Source organism: Cytophagaceae bacterium ABcell3 (genome assembly GCA_030913385.1).
Lineage (GTDB): Bacteria > Bacteroidota > Bacteroidia > Cytophagales > Cytophagaceae > ABcell3.
This window is the reverse complement of the sequence record CP133159.1, coordinates 3,000,404-3,016,291: the sequence shown is the minus strand read 5'-3', so window position 1 is coordinate 3,016,291 and position 15,888 is coordinate 3,000,404. Positions and strand designations below refer to the sequence as shown.

The following is a 15,888-nucleotide window of genomic DNA, read 5'->3' as shown; positions in this document are numbered from 1 at the left end:
TTTAACATTGGTACATCCCACTATTCAAGGAAGGCAACTCGAAAAAACGCCATACAAGTAAAAAGACCTATTACTTCTTGCAGACCTAAACGGGCAACCCTTATCTTATTTTATATCAAAAGGTCACCGGTATGCCTTCATTCCGTGTTCTTCAATATCCAAACCTTCTATCTCAACTTTTTCAGAAACCCTCAAACCTATGGTAACCTTAAGTAAGTAAAAGAAAACCATAGAAAAAGTAAAACTAAAAGCCCCTATGACCAGAATGGCGAAAAGCTGGCTTAGAAATTGGTTCCAACCTGCTAAATCTCCCATAAGTCCAACTGCCAAAGTGCCCCATATGCCACAAACTAAATGTGAAGGGATAGCAGAAACAGGATCATCTATTTTAACTTTATTGAAAAACTGAATAGTAAAAACCACCAAGAAACCAGAAACAAAACCGGTAATGCCAGCTTCATGTGGAAGGAATAAGTTAGCACCAGCCGTAGTACTTACTAAAGCGCCTAGAATCCCAGATATAAAAGCAGGTAAATAGTGAGTTTTAATAAAAATCCATGTAAACAACCAAGAACCAGCGGCTCCAGCAGAACCACCTATAGCAGTATTAAGAACTACTAAAGACACATCTAATGGTTCAGCGGAAAATACAGAGCCGGCATTAAACCCAAACCATCCAAACCAAAGCAAAAAAATACCGGTTGTGGCCAAAGCCATACTGTGACCTTCAATTTGATTACTTTTCCCATTTTCAAACTTACAAATACGCGGACCTAACATAATAGTTCCAGCTAAGGCGCCCCAACCTCCCACGGAGTGAACAATGCTGGCACCAGAAAAATCATAAAAAGGGGTTTCCATGGTACTCAGATATCCCCCACCCCACAGCCACATACCCACAACAGGATAGCAAAAAGTAACAAAAAGAATAGAGAATATCATAAAACTCCTAAAATGTATCCTTTCTGCTACAGAGCCTGAAACAATGGTGGCTGCAGTGGCGGCAAACATAGCTTTAAATGAAATCAAAGCCCAAAATGGAAACTTCCTGTCATATATATGTTCTTCATTTACGCCTTCATGTCCCCATCCGCTATATCCAAACCATTGGCCACTAAACTCTTCTCCCGGATACATGAGATTATAACCGACATAGGTAAAACTCATTATACCCACTACTGGAACCAGCAAGTTCTTAAATAAAATATTGATCGTATTTTTTGACTGCGTAAAACCTGCTTCCAGGGCAGCAAACCCCAGATGCATAACAAAAATCATCATGGTGCAAACAAGCATCCATAAATTATTAATGGTATAAAAGTTTTCCATACTATTTTACAATGCACTGTAAATACTAAGAATAATGGAAATAGTTTGGTTCAGGTGGTTATATCAAAAAAGCCATTTCATTAACCACTTCAATTTTTGCAAGCCCCCAGATTTTTTGACGGATTTAATTAAACTGCATTAAAAAAAACAAACACATGAGCAAAAGAAGGGTTAACACCAAGTGTTTGACCCTTACAATTTTTTGCATTTTTTGTAATAGATCTGAACATGAAACTAAGCAAGTTTAGAAGAGCATTGTCCTTGTTCATTAGCAGCATTATCATAGGTATTTTAGGGTTCATTACTATAGAGGATTTAGGAATGGTCAATGCTTTGTATATGACCATATTAACCCTTAGTACTGTAGGTTTTACTGAAGTTCAAGAATTGTCAAGCCTAGGTAGGGTATTCACATCTGTCTATATTTTATTTAATCTGGGACTTTATGCCTATGCCGTTACCATTATTTCCAAATACATATTTGAAGGAGAGGTAAAGAAAAAGTGGCAGGAGATAAATAAAGACAAAAAGATAAAAAAGATGGAAAATCATGTAATCGTATGCGGGTTTGGCAGACATGGTATCAAAGCAACACAAGAACTGCTAAAGCATGACGTAAAAGTCGTAGTAATTGAGGCTAATGAGGAAGAACACTTATCGGATGTTCCTGAATTTAAAGACGTGATCTTTATAGCGCAAGATGCCACAAGAGAATCTTCCTTGGAAAGGGCCGGATTAAAAAAAGCCAAAGGGCTTATATGCTCATTGCCCAATGATGCTGACAATGTACTTATTTCTTTAACAGCGCGAGAAATGAATCCGGCCATCCTCATTGTAGTAAGGGCATCGGATCCCAGTGCGGAAAAAAAACTAAAAAGAGCTGGCGCAGATCATGCAGTATTAACAGATGTTATAGGCGGTCTGCATATGGCAGGTCTATTTATAAAAAAACAAGTACAATCCTATTTCCAACCCTCTGCCGAAGAATCCACTTGCGAATACCATTTAACAGAGGTTAAATTTAACAAACTGGATGAAAAGTTTAAAGACAAACGTATCTCTGACATAAACCATATCCTAACTGACGTCATGGTAATTGGCTATAAAAGAAACAACAAAGTATATATAAACCCAGATGACAATGTCATTTTCAGACCCGATGACACTTTGTTAATGATCCATAATCATGAGGAAAAACAATAGCAGTACAACGCTGTTAGAATTAGAGATAAAAGCAAATGTTTAATTTATGAAAATATTAAATCTAGCTCAACTTTTAATCCTAGCAGCTATTATCGTTTCCTGTAATGCCAAAAGTCAGGTAGAGGAGCAGACATCACCTATGATAGATGGACTTACAGAGCCTACCGATATTGCCAATGCGGGCGACGGAACACATCGATTATTTATACTAGAAAAGCCTGGTACCATAAAAGTATATGATGGAAATACTGTCAACGAGTTTCTGGATATTACCGAGCAGGTCTATATTGACCATACCGAAATGGGACTTTTAGGAATTGCGTTTCACCCAAACTTTGACGAAAATGGCTACTTTTTCCTCAATTATACTGCGGAAGAGGGAAATGAAAAAATCACAAGGATTTCACGCTTTACCGCTGCCGACGACAGACAGTCTGGTATGAAGGACTCTGAAAAAGTGCTTTTAGAATATGAACAACCTATGGGCAACCACAATGGAGGAGCCCTTATTTTTGGAGATGACGGTTATTTATACATCGCAAATGGTGATGGTGGAGGGGCTGGTGACCCTGAAGAAAACGCACAAGACCTGATGGCTTACAAAGGAAAAATTTTAAGAATAGATGTTGACAAGGGAGACCCATATGCTATTCCTGAAGACAATCCTTTCGTTGGGGAAGAAAACGTAAGGGAGGAAATTTTTGCGTATGGCTTAAGAAATCCTTGGAAGATAACCCAAGATAGACAAACTGGGGAAATTTGGATAGCTGATGTAGGACAAGACCATTTAGAAGTCATAAATCGGTTAGAAAAGGGAGGTAATTACGGCTGGCCTGTTATGGAAGGAACTATGTGTTTCCCTCCTGGCACAGAGTGTGAGCCCTTGGGAATTGAACCACTTTACGAATATTCTATTCAAGATGACAATTGCTCTATTATTGGGGGTTATGTCTATAGAGGTACAGAAATGGAAGACCTTCAAGGCAACTATATTTTCGCAGACTATTGCTCAGGAAACATTTGGGCGCTACAAGAAGATGAAGATGAGGTAACTTCTGAACTGCTACATACTGTTGATTATATGATTTCAACATTTGGAGAAGATGAAGATGGAAACCTCTATGTTGGCGATTTTGGCAATGGAAACATTTATAGACTCGCTGATTTAGTAGAACATGAAGTGGCAGCAAGAAATAACTAGACGGTAATACCTAATTAGGGTATCTTGGGTGTTTTTCAGCGCAACCTAATTAAGCTTACCTTCTTCTTACACCAGGGTGAGCTTAATTAGGTATCAAAGAGTGCCTTTATTTCCTCTTCCTTTTGTGCCTCAATGTTTTAATCCGCCTATCCCGTTTTTGTGTTTTTTCATCCTTCTGCTTAGAATCTTTATACCGACCTATCACATTGACCTTTTTCTTTTTGGTAATAACTTTTCCACTTCTAAGTAACTCTATGGCTTTTCTATTATCTTTTTCTTTACTTTCAGATTTGCTCGCTTTAATCTTTCTTCCCATTACCTCTGCCCCATTCAACTCTTTAATAGCCTTTAAAGCATCTCTATCATTGGGCATTTTCACAAAGCCGAAGCCTTTGTTTTGTCTGGTAATGTTATCAATAATAATGGTAACAGAAGCAACTTTCCCGTATTGTTCAAACAAAGACTTCAGGTCCTCCTCTTTAATTTTAAACGGCAAGCTGCCAACAAAGATATCCATATTTCACTAATGTAAATTCAATATTTAACACTCAATTTCAGCTACCCTATCAGCAAAGAGCTTCGCTACAGATCTCACCTCTAAAAGCGGGTTATTGATTTTTAAAACATTTGGATGGCTGTCGGTGCAAATAACTTTATAAAACAAGCCACTTTTCTCTATCCTTTCCATTCCGTTATTCGTAAACAATCCATGGGTGGTAATAGCTGCTACCCTAACCGCTCCGGCATTCATATAGGCCTTAGCTGCATTGACCAAAGATCCACCTGTCCTGATCATATCATCGTATATTACAACAGTCTTGCCTTTAACATCTGCTGAAACAGATGTTATTTCTGTTTCTTCCCCAGACAACCTTCTTTTAAAAACAAATGCCGCATTTACACCTAAATCATTAGCCAAAGACTCTACCCATTTTGCCCTACCTGCATCAGTACAGGCCATAACAAAATTATCTCCACCAATTTCTCGGGCTGCATTTAATATAATAGACTTTCCATAAATATGGATATGCCTAATATTGCCTTCTAGATAATGAGGCAAACCTTCTGTATGTAGATCTAAAAAGATAACTTTATTCCCCATCCCTGTTAGTGGAATAACTGAAATTATCCTAGCACGGGTTTTAGCAGTAATAACCTCTCCGGGTTTTACATTTCTTTCCATGGTGCTATACCCAAAATAAGGTATAATCATCAGCAGAGATCTAGCGCCATGTTTAACAAGCGCACATGCCAAATCGTAAAATTCAAGCGTATCGCTGTCTGAAATTGTACCTCCTATGAGCACAACATCTCTGCAGTCGGCGCTGGTTAGTACTCTTTGATATCTTTCCCCATCGGGAAAATACTTTACTTCAACTTCTCCTTTATCAAACCCTCCTTGGGAAACTACCATATCACGCATGTATAGGTAGTTTTGGGTAGCGAAAATTAACTTTTTTTCCATGACCCCGAAATTTACCGCTACTATTTAAAAGAAACAAAGGAATTTTACTCTAAAAAGCATGCTATCCCAATAACTCAATCAAAAATCAGAAAAAGCAACAAAATCGGAGCTCTGCATTATCTAAGATATAACTTAATACAACAGCCATCATTCCTACACGGCTGTAAAAATTAAAATAGCTTCCTTCGTAGAATAAACATTTCCTTAGCACTACCTGTTGATAAATCATATTATTTTTTTGTACAGGTATAGGTCCATGATGCTTAAAAACACTTTTCTAAACATTATTTGTTTAACATGTATATCTTTTGCTATAAAAGCACAAATAATTGAAGATTATGAAGAAGAGGTAGAAGGTGAACATTATATAGTTTTTGAAGATGCGATAAATAGCAGGTTGTACCTTTCTCAAAAGTTCACCTCATTCCGTATTAACGACCGACTTACAGGTACCGATTATATGTACATGCCTAACACTACCTTAAACTTGGGCATTGGGGCTACTTATCGATGGGCGACCTTAAACTTGGCATACGGTTTTAATTTTCTAAATCCCGACCAAGGCCAAGGCGACACTCGCTACCTAGACCTGCAGGCCCATGCCTACCCCAGGGCCATGGTAGTTGATCTGTTTGGTCAGTTTTATAAAGGATATCACATGCTACCTGAAGGGAAAGCGGCTCCTGATGGGGAAAATTTTTACTATAGACCTGATCTTGTTGTAACCAAACTTGGGGCTTCGGTACAATATGTCTTCAATTTTGAAAAATTTTCTTTTAATGCAGCTTTCCTGCAAAACGAATGGCAAAGAAAATCGGCCGGTACGCCCCTTTTAGGTTTTGAAATGTATGGAGGAAGGGCACGAGGCGACAGTGCTTTGATTCCGATAGAATTAATAGAAGATCCAGAAAGAAACTTTACGAGAACCCGTTTTTTTGACCTTGGACCAAACCTAGGGTATGCCTATACATTGGTATTTTTGAAAAATTTCTTTGTCACCGCTTCTGCCTCTACTAATCTAGTAATCGGCCATGCAATTCAAGACGGTGACCACTACAGAGAGAGAGATTGGGATGTACGTCCAAACCTCTTTTTCAGAATTTTTGCAGGATATAATTCAGAAAGGTGGTCTTTGAACGGCAATTTTGTTTATAACAATGTGCGCTTTGCCTCTACGGAAAACTTCACTAATTCCATGATGACCGGAAATTACAGAGTTAATTTCATATACAGGTTTATACCAGGCGGACGACTTAAAGAAAGGCTACAGCCCATTAGGGGCATTGACGATGAATTGTCCCCTAATAATAATTAGCCAATCTAAACACTTATAGCTGCCATTAGTATATTATATAGAATATTTTTCAATGAAATACAGTTACCACAGAGGCATAGGATGGTTAATAATTTATGTAATAGTTGCATTGGTGCCATTGGCTATTGCACTTATTGGGCAATTTGATATAACCAGAGGTTTTGGCACAGAGCTTGGCACAGCCACCGGATTCTTGGGACTTGGTTTGTTTGCCTTACAATTTGTAATTTCCGGAAGAATTAAACATGTAGCACCAAGCTATGGCATGGACAATATTATTCAATATCATAGGGAAATAGGTATAATTGCGTTTATTCTAATTCTTTCACACCCCATAATACTTTTTATTTCCGACCCATCCTTCTTAGCATTCCTTGATGTTTCCGTAGATGCACTCAGGGCTATTTCTTTGATTTTTTTGCTAATGGTATTATTCACCATATTAGCCACTAGTTTAAAGAGAACATTGTTTAACCTTAGTTATGAAAAATGGAGGCTATTGCATGGGATTTGTGCAGTACTTATTCTATATGGGGGTTTAATTCATGCTTTTCAGGTATCTTGGTACACAGACCCATTATGGAAAAAAGCTACCTTAAGCGTTTTTGTTGTGGTATGTAGCTTTGCCCTTTTTTACTCCCGGTTGATCAGACCATGGAAGAATAAAAGAAAACCTTATATAATTCAAAAAGTCATTCCCGAGAGAGGCCAGTCCACCACGATTACTTTATTGCCGGAAAACCATGAAAAGATGAAATATGTGGCCGGTCAGTTTGCATGGTTAACTGTAGGAGAAACACCATTTTCATTGCAACAACACCCATTTTCTTTTACCTCAAGCGAGTTAAGTCAAGAAATCAGTTTTACAGCAAAAGAATTCGGTGACTTTACCTCTAAATGGAAGCACTTTAAACCTGGCACAAAAGTGTTTTTAGAAGGACCGTTTGGCTCTTTTACACCCGAACCAAACCACGACATCTTTATGATTATGGGAGGTATAGGTATAACACCTGCCATGAGCATGTTGAGAACATTTGTAGACACAAAAGGCAAGCGAAAAATCAAGTTAATCTATGGAAATCAAACCATAGAAAACATAACATTTAGAGAAGAACTAGAAGATTTATCCAAAAAGCTAAACCTACAGGTAATCCACCTGCTTTCAGAACCTCCAGAAAGTTGGCAAGGAGAAACAGGTTTCGTAAACCAATCGCTCTTAAAAAAGCATTTACCTGCAAACCCCAATCAATATATGTATTTCATTTGTGGTCCAGACCCCTTAATGGATGCTGCTGAATATGCGCTAAGAAACTTAAAGATTGACTGGAGAAACATATATACTGAACGTTTTCAAATAGTTTAATTATGAAAAATACCAAACTATTATACTTAACCATAAGAAGAATAGCCGACATAGTAGGAGTCTTACTGGTTCTGGCCGCTATCCTTTTCGCTTCCAGAGGCTGAACTCTGCAAGCGAAAACGTAACGTAAAGGCTGATCCCGCTCCAACCTTGCTTTCTACATGAATTTTTCCGCCAGTATTTTCCATAATACGTTTAACAATATATAAGCCAACACCTGTACCTTCTACATGATCGTGCACACGCTTAAACATTTTAAAGATTTTACCTGCATCTTCATTTTTAAATCCTATGCCATTGTCTTTAACAACTAAAACAAGCTCTCCTGATCCCCTATCCTCATAAGTCTTGATCAATATTATAGGCGCTCTTTCTGGATGCTTATATTTAATAGCATTGCTCAAAAGGTTGTGCACAATGGTTCTAAAATTCTTCTTAGAAAACAAAAAATGCTTTTTATCGAGCTCAACTAAAAACTGTGCATGACTGTTTTTTATAGTTTCCTGGTTATCCGTAAAAAAATCATTAACAACCTGTTGAATATCGACTTTTTCATAACCTGCATAAAAATCTTTCTGTACACGGCTAATTTCTGTAAGTTCCGCAATAGTATCTCTTAGCCTTTCTATGGACTCTTCTGCCATATGAACCATTACCCCGATTTCATCACTGCACTGGCCGTCCATGCTATCTTCTATGGCCTGAAACAAGCCTTCTATGTTGGATATTGGCGCTTTGAGGTCATGAGAGGCCGTATAAATAAAGTTGTCCAAGTCATTGTTGATTTTTGTCAACTCAAGGTTTTTTAATTTAAGTTCTTCATTTTGTTTTTTTTGATCATGTATATCCGTGGCAGTTCCCAACCATTTTATCACTTTGCCATTATTATCTTTGGCAGGCCAAACCCGCGCCAAATGCCAGCGGTATTGACTGGTCTTTATGTTTTTAAACCGCGCTTCATAGGTAAGCACTTCTTTTCGTTCCAGTCCATCACTAACTTTTTCAAGCACTGCTTTGGTATCATCAGGGTGAATAACTGAAATCCAATTTTTGTTCAGTGAACCAGTTTTAGTTAAGCCTGTATAATTGTACCAGTTATTATTGAAAAAATCAACCTCGCCATTGGGCAAAGCTGTCCACACCAGTTGAGGAATACCTTCAATCATTGACTTATATTTGGCTTCACTTGCCGCTAATTTTTCCTGAAACTTTCTTCTTTCAGTTATGTCTGTTGCTATAGCAGTCATGCCTTGGATATCACCTAAACTATCCCGAAACGGAAAATAAAACTCCCGATAAAACCTTCCTTTATACCCTAACTCCTTTTCAAAAGATTTACCTTTTAATGCTTCTTCAACATTTTTAATTACATTTGGGTAATCCGTAAAAGCTTCATAAATAGAAATACCACTGAGCGAATTGGGTTTCATATTTAACTTTTCAAGACCTTTACCATCAAATACGGTTATATTTTTTTTATTATTGACTGACCATAAAACAACCGGTGCGTTTTGCAGCACAGCAGATAAGTGCATAGTCCTGGCAACCACCCTTTTTTCAAGCTCCTGGTTTAGATTTCTTAATTGATCCTCAAATTGTTTCCTTTCCGTTACGTCTCTCACCGAAGATTGAATTTCCAAAAACTTTCCATCACTGTCTATTATAGGCTTAGTTATTGTCTCTATCCACTTGTAATTTCCATTTTTACACCGAAACCTAAACTCAATAGTGGTCAATTGGGGATCTTGTACAAATTTTAGATTTATGTTTTTTACATGTCCGTAATCATCAGGGTGAACAAAGCTATAGAAGGATTTACCGAGCAACTCTTCAGGATGATATCCTAAAACCTTTAAAGAGGAAGGTGATACATACAAAAATTGCGCACGAAAATTAAGCCTGCAAATCATATCAGTAGAATTCTCGGTTAACAAGCGATAGGTGCGCTCACGTTTTCTGAGTTCCGCTTCTGTTTCTTTCTGCTTGGTAATATTATTGCAACACACGAGCAATTCTTCTTTGTATTTCATTACATGAACATGCAGCCATAACCCATCTTTCTTTACATGCCATGTAAACATCTGAGGGTTGCCTAAATAGTATACATTCTTTAAACAATCATATAGTTTTTGGTCACCTGTATCCCCTTCAATAACCACAACTTTACGGCCCTCTCCGTCTTCAGAATTGACAAGTTTTCCTTGAAAGCGTTGTACTCCACCAACATTATCCTCTTTCGCATTGAACACATAGACTCCTGTTTCTAAACTTTTAGTATAATTTTCAAGGAAGTGATTCATAGTACTGGCGATTTACAACATGACCTTTGGTCAATTACTTACATTTAACCGCATATCAGGATGAATGTTAATTTCTTTATGGCTGCTCATATTTTAAAATGGGGCAAAAGGCTTACATTTGCAGTTGTTTTTAAACCGGATTAAAACAATGAGTGAGGCATCAGAATTTGACAATGAACGGGAGCTTTGGCGTACGAGGTTCAATGCAGCTATTACAAACCTGTCATGGTCTTATGATACAAACTTTCTGTGTGTTGCAACAAAGCAACAGATTGGAATCATAAATACGGAAGAAGCGAAAGTTAACCTACTCTCAGACTTGGGAGAAATAGCCACTATTGCACACGCTCCTTCAGGATTGTTTCTTGCTTCCGCAGATCATCAAGGCCAAGTGACAATATGGAAAACCGACACCGGTGAAAAGCTAAAAACTTTTAAAGCCCACACCCACCAAGTGACTTCTATAACATGGCATCCAAATGGCAGTTGTTTTTGCACCACTGCAAATCAAGAGTTAAAAATTTGGGATCATCATGGGTTGTTGCAGTTAGCTTATGAACACCCTGCTAATCGTATTACCGCAGTAGATTGGAATCCTCATAGGCATTGCTTTACCGTTGCTTTTGAAAATACGATTTTAGAATTTGACCCTACAGAAGAAAAAACTAAGGATCAATTAATTGTAGAAGGAATAGTAAGCTTTATTAGATGGCATCCGCATGAACCATGTTTAGCATTGGGCACAGAAAAAGGTTGGGTTAAGGTATATGCTCCTTCAGAAACCTATGAAATGGCAGGATATGATGGAAATGTTAAAGCATTAGATTGGCAAAACAAGTCAAATCTATTGGCCGCAACAGGCTCAAACCAAATTTCTTTTTGGGATAATATTAACAAAGAAAATCTAGACCCTTCAATATTAATAGGGCACAAACACTTTGTATCAACGCTAAAGTTTCAAAACCAAAAGAAAGCATTGGTTTCGGGAGATGAGGCAGGAATCATTCTATTTTGGAGGCCGGATATAAAAAATGAGCTAATAGATATAGCCAGAATGCCTAGTGCAATAACAGCAATTTCTTGGTCACCGGATGACTCTGAAGTTGCCATAGGAACGGCCAATGGTGAATTGATAATTTTGGCAGAACCTATACAGTAAGCAATGGTTCCTAAAAAAAGCACTTGCATGAAGCTTCAAAATTGACAATCAAGCAAGTAGATCAATTTTTATCAGAAGTATGTCTTTCTACATATTGTACAATTTCACCTACACTGTTTATTTCAGTTTCTTCAGGAATGTATAAACTAAATTCTTGTTCAATTTCGGTTATCAACTCAAGTGAATCTAAAGAGTCCATTCCAAGGTCCTCTTTTAGTTTATGAGATAAAGAGACTTCCTCTTTAGGCACCCCATTGATTTTGGCAACAATACTGATAATCAAGTCTTGTAGGTTCATAGTAGTTAAAGATATTGCGTGTTATTCTTATTAAATCACAAGCTTTTAAGGCTTGAAAATTTATATTACTTTTAAGAAGTGTAGCTATTTTTGTGGCTTAATCATACTTTTTTATACGACTACTCCCAAAATAAGTTATACCAACTACCATTATTTTACACACTCAAAATTTTACAAAAAAATAAATCCTGAATATCAGCATGGTATAGATAAAAGGTAAATAAACAAAAAAAATAGTCTTTAATAGCTGGTTTATTCTTAAAAAAAATAATTGAAACAAATATACACTAAATGTTTTATAGTTAGGCATATGGCCTACGTAATTTTTGTATTTTTATTAAAGAAAAACTATAGCCAAGATAATACTATAAAGTTTTAAAAATGAATTAAATACCACAATAGTTAAAAACAAGAATCTAGCACACTTACCCTTTTACCAGACATTGCCTAAGCATTTTCTCATAGCCTTCAGCTTTTAAACTCTTGCCGATAAAAACTATCCGGCTTTTTCTTTTAGCTACCTCCTTCCATTCATGCCCTTCTTCCACATTTAGACTTTTACCGACAGATTGAAAAACAACCTGATGTGTATGGCTTCCGTTATCAACAACACCTTTCATCCTATACAGGTCTTTTGATTGAAATTGTAAAAAAACAAACAAGCGGTTATAAAGCTCATCGACATCAAAAGGTTCTGAAAAAGTAAAAGTTAAAGCACTTATGTCACCGTGGTGGTGGTGATGGTGACCATGATCATGATCTTGGTGCTTGAAAGTCTCTGTACCAACATGTTCCTCTCGCTCATAATTAAAGATTTCACTTATAGGATACCCGTTTTTATTTCCGGCCATAATTTTCGCCATGGGGTTTAGTTTTGAAAACAGTTCTCCAAGTTCAGTATGGTACCCCTCTGTAATACAATCTGTTTTATTGATCAAAATTATATCACTAAAAGCCATCTGTTTTCTGGCCTCTTCTGTTTCCTTTAGCCTGTCTTCAGCCAATACAGCATCAGCCAGACAAACTATGCGTTTTAAAGGAAAAGCTTTTTTTATGGCAGGGTGTGTCAAGAAAGGAGCTGCAATACCCGCTGGGTCAGCAATGCCAGTAGACTCGATTATCAACTCATCAAACTGCTCGCTTCTTTCATGAAGCTGGTTAAGAATGTCATATAAATTGTCGTTGAGGGTACAGCATAGACAGCCATTGTTCATCTCTACAAAATTATCATCAGAGCGAAGAATCAACTCTCCATCTATGCTCTCTTCGCCAAACTCATTTTCTATGATGGCAAAACGAACACCTTTTCTTTCTGCTAAAATGCTATTTAAGAATGTGGTCTTACCCGCTCCAAGGAACCCGGTAAGAATCGTTACTGGCTTTTGCATGTAAATCAAGATTAAAACTGAAATATACTGCTCCTCATGAGGAAATCTATCACATAACTTCAGGTTATAGCAAAATTACTGAAAAACTCGAAGAACAAATGGCCTTAGCCTAACTTTTCAACTTAGGTAATGGTAGAAAAGGAATTATGAGCATTTTTGACACATCCCTTCTGCCAAAAAAGTAACATTTTTTAAATGTAGCTTAGATAAGCTTGCTAAATACTCTTTAGGCAAGTCGGGCAAACAGTAAACCATATCACAGTTTGTACACTTAAAATGGGGGTGGCTGCCGATTTTTTCATTGGCGTGTTGATGTGTATTAAAAATATATCTGGCAGTTCCAGTTTGGTCTACAATTTTGTGGATAAGCTCAGCATTGGTAAGGACGATAAGATTTCTATAAATACTAACTCTGTCAGCTTTCTGCACAATAACCTCAGCCAACTCTGCATGAGAAAGGGCTTTTTCGCTACTAATAATGGATTGTAAAAGTTTTGTACGTATTGCTGTGGCTTTCAGCTTCCTTTTCTTTAATATATCCGCTGCTTTTAGCATATTATATGGTAATAGATGTTATAAGGATCCTTTGGGATAATAATCCAAGAGGGGAAAGAAAGTCCCTTCCCTACCCCTCTGAACCCTATTTTTTATAAATGATCTACAATATTATGAGTAAGATACAGCACCCCTGTCAAAATAATGGCATAAGCACTAATCTTCTGGATCAATAGATTTCTCTTTTCATTGAAATATTTAGAAACCACTTTATTTTTAATAAAAGAAGCCCCTATAATTAAAGCAGCCATAATTAAGATAAACCCAACAACGTATAAGCCCATCATACAAAGGGCGCTTTTGGAGTCACCTGTAGTGCCTGACAAAGAAAAAACGGCAATAGCAGAGGGACACGGCAACAGACCTCCTGTAAAACCTACCAAGGCAGCTGTCCTTGAACTAATTTTTTCCCCAGGCAAGGCAGTCCCGCCATGGCTACAGCTATGGGAAGAACACCCACAAGAAACCTTCTTTTTATACAAACGATACAGCATATACAGCCCTATACCAATAACAAGCGATGGCGATCCAATAAGTAGGAAATCACTAATATAGCCTGCTGTTTGTGATGAAAAGAAAAGGATCATCAAGCCTAACAAGAACAATACCAAGGTATGAGACAAAGCCATGCTCAATCCCATAATAAATAATTGCATCTTACTACTCCTTCCAGTGAGCAAGTAACTGGTTATAAATGTTTTTCCATGGCCTGGCTCTAATGCGTGCATGGCACCGAGCGAAAATGCTGCTAATGTTGTTAAACCTATATTCATCTGATAATTGAGTTCTAATTGCTTACCCGTACTAATACAACGCAAAAGCTACTAAAAAATTCCATAACGCAACAAAGTTGCGACACCAAAAGTTGGCATGACCAATATCCCTTTGCTTGAAGAACTATCAAAGAACAAAAATCAGCACATTTCAGTTTGTATGCATAATCAAGCTATGATTGTTAGGAAATGGCTGATTAATAGAACGTGTTTGTTGCCCAAGCATTAGGCCTACTGACTTATGAACTTTTAAGACTTTAGTATTATAATATATAACGGATTAGGCCATTAAAAAGATAGCAGAATATGGTATAATTTTCTTTTTATTCTTAGAAACTTTACCTTTTAAGGGGTATAATTTACATATACGAAAGACTTACTATCTGGAGACCAGCAAGGCATATTAAACGTCCCCTGTCCTCCAATCGTCTCGAACAAAGTCTCAGCTTTTTTGTCAGATAGAGACATCAAACGCACCTGAATTTCTTCATTAGAAGGATGTTTGTACACGTCATTGTTATAAGAAAGAAACAGTAAATTGTTCCCATCAGGAGACGGGTGCGGGAACCAGTTATTATAGTCATCAGAAGTGATTTGCTTAAGGTTGTCCCCATTTGCATCGATCCTCCAAACCTCGGCAATTCCGCTTCTATCGGAACTAAAATAAATATACTTTCCATCTAAAGAGTAATCAGGCGTATTGCTCAAAAAATCACCAGAATTAGTCAACTTTGCCAACTCCCCTTGTAAGGAGGCGCTATAAATATCTAATTTATCACTTTGTTTTCCACAAAAAACAAACCTGTTTCCTGTTGGATCCCAACCATGAAACCAAGCATCTCCGTTGAAAGTAAAGTTTTGGGATTGTCCATCTTCTTCTAAAGAAAAAATAGTAATTTGAGTATTATCACCAGGCTTTCCCAATACCGACACCGCCAAACTTTTACCATCAGAGCTTATGCCGTAATTTGGGCTGCATGGCACAGACGAAATAACAGTTTCTACTAATCCATCCTCCACAGATATTTGAAGTATATTTTCATTCTCATTAAAAAAAATATATTTCCCATCAGGAGACCATTGGGGGGAAGATATAATATTTTCAGAAGTATAAATGGTTTTGCTTCCTTTAGACTCTAATGAAAAAACCTCTATAGAGCTAGACACTTCTTGGGTCTCATTTTCACCGCAAGAGAAAAGCATGAATATAAGTAGGAAAAAGAGGGGATAGAATTTCTGCATGTACAAATTTACATATTAGACAAATACAATGCAGGTTAAAAAGAACAAAAAAATAGTCCGAGACTAGGCCCGGACTTATGAACTAAAGCTTTTAAGCGGCTTTTCTTTCTGACTTCTTATGACCAAAGGATTTATTCGATTGCGTCTGATTTACTTGTGCCTGCTGCTCTTTTTGTCTTTGTCTTGCTACAAACTCGAAATACTCGCTGATTGGTGCATGAATTTTCATAGGGTAATGAGAATTAAAATAGTTATTATAATATGTTGTTTTTATCTTAACTCAAAACGCCTATAAAC

Annotated in this window: 15 protein-coding genes; 5 read left to right on the top strand and 10 right to left on the bottom strand. The window is 37.2% G+C overall.

Features of this window, described 5'->3' with window-relative positions; all coding sequences use genetic code 11:
- Positions 1–123: 123 nt before the first annotated feature.
- Entirely contained in the window at positions 124–1,329 is a 1,206-nt protein-coding gene (gene amt, locus RCC89_12290) for an ammonium transporter (GenBank protein WMJ73936.1), read from the bottom strand.
- Between the two features lie 228 nt (positions 1,330–1,557).
- Between amt and RCC89_12285 the strand changes: the two genes are divergently transcribed.
- Both RCC89_12285 and RCC89_12280 read left to right on the top strand, forming a co-directional pair.
- Positions 1,558–2,532, top strand: coding sequence for a potassium channel protein (locus RCC89_12285; GenBank protein WMJ73935.1), 975 nt, complete (start codon positions 1,558–1,560; stop codon positions 2,530–2,532).
- A 46-nt stretch (positions 2,533–2,578) separates the two neighbouring features.
- On the top strand, positions 2,579–3,733 hold the full coding sequence (locus tag RCC89_12280) for a PQQ-dependent sugar dehydrogenase (protein WMJ73934.1): 1,155 nt from the start codon (positions 2,579–2,581) through the stop codon (positions 3,731–3,733).
- A 106-nt stretch (positions 3,734–3,839) separates the two neighbouring features.
- Here the strand turns inward: RCC89_12280 and RCC89_12275 are convergent, their stop codons facing one another.
- Positions 3,840–4,250: an RNA-binding protein gene (locus RCC89_12275; GenBank protein ID WMJ73933.1), complete on the bottom strand. Its 411-nt coding sequence runs from the start codon at positions 4,248–4,250 to the stop codon at positions 3,840–3,842.
- Positions 4,251–4,274: 24 nt separating this feature from the next.
- The gene (gene prs / locus RCC89_12270; protein ID WMJ73932.1) at positions 4,275–5,198 is read right to left on the bottom strand and encodes a ribose-phosphate diphosphokinase; all 924 of its coding nucleotides are present in this window, start codon (positions 5,196–5,198) and stop codon (positions 4,275–4,277) included.
- A gap of 256 nt (positions 5,199–5,454) precedes the next feature.
- Here prs and RCC89_12265 point away from each other — a divergent pair, with 256 nt between their 5' ends.
- Both RCC89_12265 and RCC89_12260 read left to right on the top strand, forming a co-directional pair.
- Positions 5,455–6,513 carry a DUF4421 domain-containing protein gene (locus tag RCC89_12265; GenBank protein WMJ73931.1) on the top strand — a complete coding sequence of 353 codons (1,059 nt, stop codon included), beginning with the start codon at positions 5,455–5,457 and terminating at the stop codon, positions 6,511–6,513.
- 52 nt (positions 6,514–6,565) lie between these two features.
- Positions 6,566–7,876, top strand: coding sequence for a ferric reductase-like transmembrane domain-containing protein (locus tag RCC89_12260; GenBank protein ID WMJ73930.1), 1,311 nt, complete (start codon positions 6,566–6,568; stop codon positions 7,874–7,876).
- Positions 7,877–7,938: 62 nt separating this feature from the next.
- Here the strand turns inward: RCC89_12260 and RCC89_12255 are convergent, their stop codons facing one another.
- Complete coding sequence (locus RCC89_12255) at positions 7,939–10,176, bottom strand: PAS domain S-box protein (GenBank protein WMJ73929.1); 2,238 nt, start codon at positions 10,174–10,176, stop codon at positions 7,939–7,941.
- Between the two features lie 148 nt (positions 10,177–10,324).
- Between RCC89_12255 and RCC89_12250 the strand changes: the two genes are divergently transcribed.
- On the top strand, positions 10,325–11,335 hold the full coding sequence (locus tag RCC89_12250; GenBank protein WMJ73928.1) for a hypothetical protein: 1,011 nt from the start codon (positions 10,325–10,327) through the stop codon (positions 11,333–11,335).
- 61 nt (positions 11,336–11,396) lie between these two features.
- Here RCC89_12250 and RCC89_12245 read toward each other — a convergent pair whose 3' ends face one another.
- From RCC89_12245 to RCC89_12220, 6 genes are all read right to left on the bottom strand, one after another.
- Entirely contained in the window at positions 11,397–11,633 is a 237-nt protein-coding gene (locus tag RCC89_12245) for an acyl carrier protein (GenBank protein ID WMJ73927.1), read from the bottom strand.
- Between the two features lie 425 nt (positions 11,634–12,058).
- Entirely contained in the window at positions 12,059–13,021 is a 963-nt protein-coding gene (locus RCC89_12240; GenBank protein WMJ73926.1) for a GTP-binding protein, read from the bottom strand.
- Positions 13,022–13,165: 144 nt separating this feature from the next.
- Positions 13,166–13,576, bottom strand: coding sequence for a transcriptional repressor (locus tag RCC89_12235; protein WMJ73925.1), 411 nt, complete (start codon positions 13,574–13,576; stop codon positions 13,166–13,168).
- Positions 13,577–13,668: 92 nt separating this feature from the next.
- Positions 13,669–14,349, bottom strand: coding sequence for a hypothetical protein (locus tag RCC89_12230; GenBank protein WMJ73924.1), 681 nt, complete (start codon positions 14,347–14,349; stop codon positions 13,669–13,671).
- 345 nt (positions 14,350–14,694) lie between these two features.
- A complete protein-coding gene (locus tag RCC89_12225) occupies positions 14,695–15,591 on the bottom strand; it encodes a hypothetical protein (GenBank protein ID WMJ73923.1) in 897 nt (298 codons plus the stop codon).
- Positions 15,592–15,682: 91 nt separating this feature from the next.
- Positions 15,683–15,820, bottom strand: coding sequence for a hypothetical protein (locus RCC89_12220; protein WMJ73922.1), 138 nt, complete (start codon positions 15,818–15,820; stop codon positions 15,683–15,685).
- Positions 15,821–15,888 lie beyond the last annotated feature (68 nt).

Excerpts from the sequence above, each read along its gene's own strand:
- prs (WMJ73932.1), bottom strand. The coding sequence starts at position 5,198 with ATGGAAAAAAAGTTAATTTTCGCTACCCAAAACTACCTATACATGCGT.
- RCC89_12240 (WMJ73926.1), bottom strand. The coding sequence starts at position 13,021 with ATGCAAAAGCCAGTAACGATTCTTACCGGGTTCCTTGGAGCGGGTAAG.
- amt (WMJ73936.1), bottom strand. The coding sequence starts at position 1,329 with ATGGAAAACTTTTATACCATTAATAATTTATGGATGCTTGTTTGCACC.
- RCC89_12220 (WMJ73922.1), bottom strand. The coding sequence starts at position 15,820 with ATGAAAATTCATGCACCAATCAGCGAGTATTTCGAGTTTGTAGCAAGA.
- RCC89_12285 (WMJ73935.1), top strand. The coding sequence starts at position 1,558 with ATGAAACTAAGCAAGTTTAGAAGAGCATTGTCCTTGTTCATTAGCAGC.
- RCC89_12235 (WMJ73925.1), bottom strand. The coding sequence starts at position 13,576 with ATGCTAAAAGCAGCGGATATATTAAAGAAAAGGAAGCTGAAAGCCACA.
- RCC89_12265 (WMJ73931.1), top strand. The coding sequence starts at position 5,455 with ATGATGCTTAAAAACACTTTTCTAAACATTATTTGTTTAACATGTATA.
- RCC89_12280 (WMJ73934.1), top strand. The coding sequence starts at position 2,579 with ATGAAAATATTAAATCTAGCTCAACTTTTAATCCTAGCAGCTATTATC.
- RCC89_12245 (WMJ73927.1), bottom strand. The coding sequence starts at position 11,633 with ATGAACCTACAAGACTTGATTATCAGTATTGTTGCCAAAATCAATGGG.
- RCC89_12255 (WMJ73929.1), bottom strand. The coding sequence starts at position 10,176 with ATGAATCACTTCCTTGAAAATTATACTAAAAGTTTAGAAACAGGAGTC.
- RCC89_12225 (WMJ73923.1), bottom strand. The coding sequence starts at position 15,591 with ATGCAGAAATTCTATCCCCTCTTTTTCCTACTTATATTCATGCTTTTC.
- RCC89_12260 (WMJ73930.1), top strand. The coding sequence starts at position 6,566 with ATGAAATACAGTTACCACAGAGGCATAGGATGGTTAATAATTTATGTA.
- RCC89_12250 (WMJ73928.1), top strand. The coding sequence starts at position 10,325 with ATGAGTGAGGCATCAGAATTTGACAATGAACGGGAGCTTTGGCGTACG.
- RCC89_12275 (WMJ73933.1), bottom strand. The coding sequence starts at position 4,250 with ATGGATATCTTTGTTGGCAGCTTGCCGTTTAAAATTAAAGAGGAGGAC.
- RCC89_12230 (WMJ73924.1), bottom strand. The coding sequence starts at position 14,349 with ATGAATATAGGTTTAACAACATTAGCAGCATTTTCGCTCGGTGCCATG.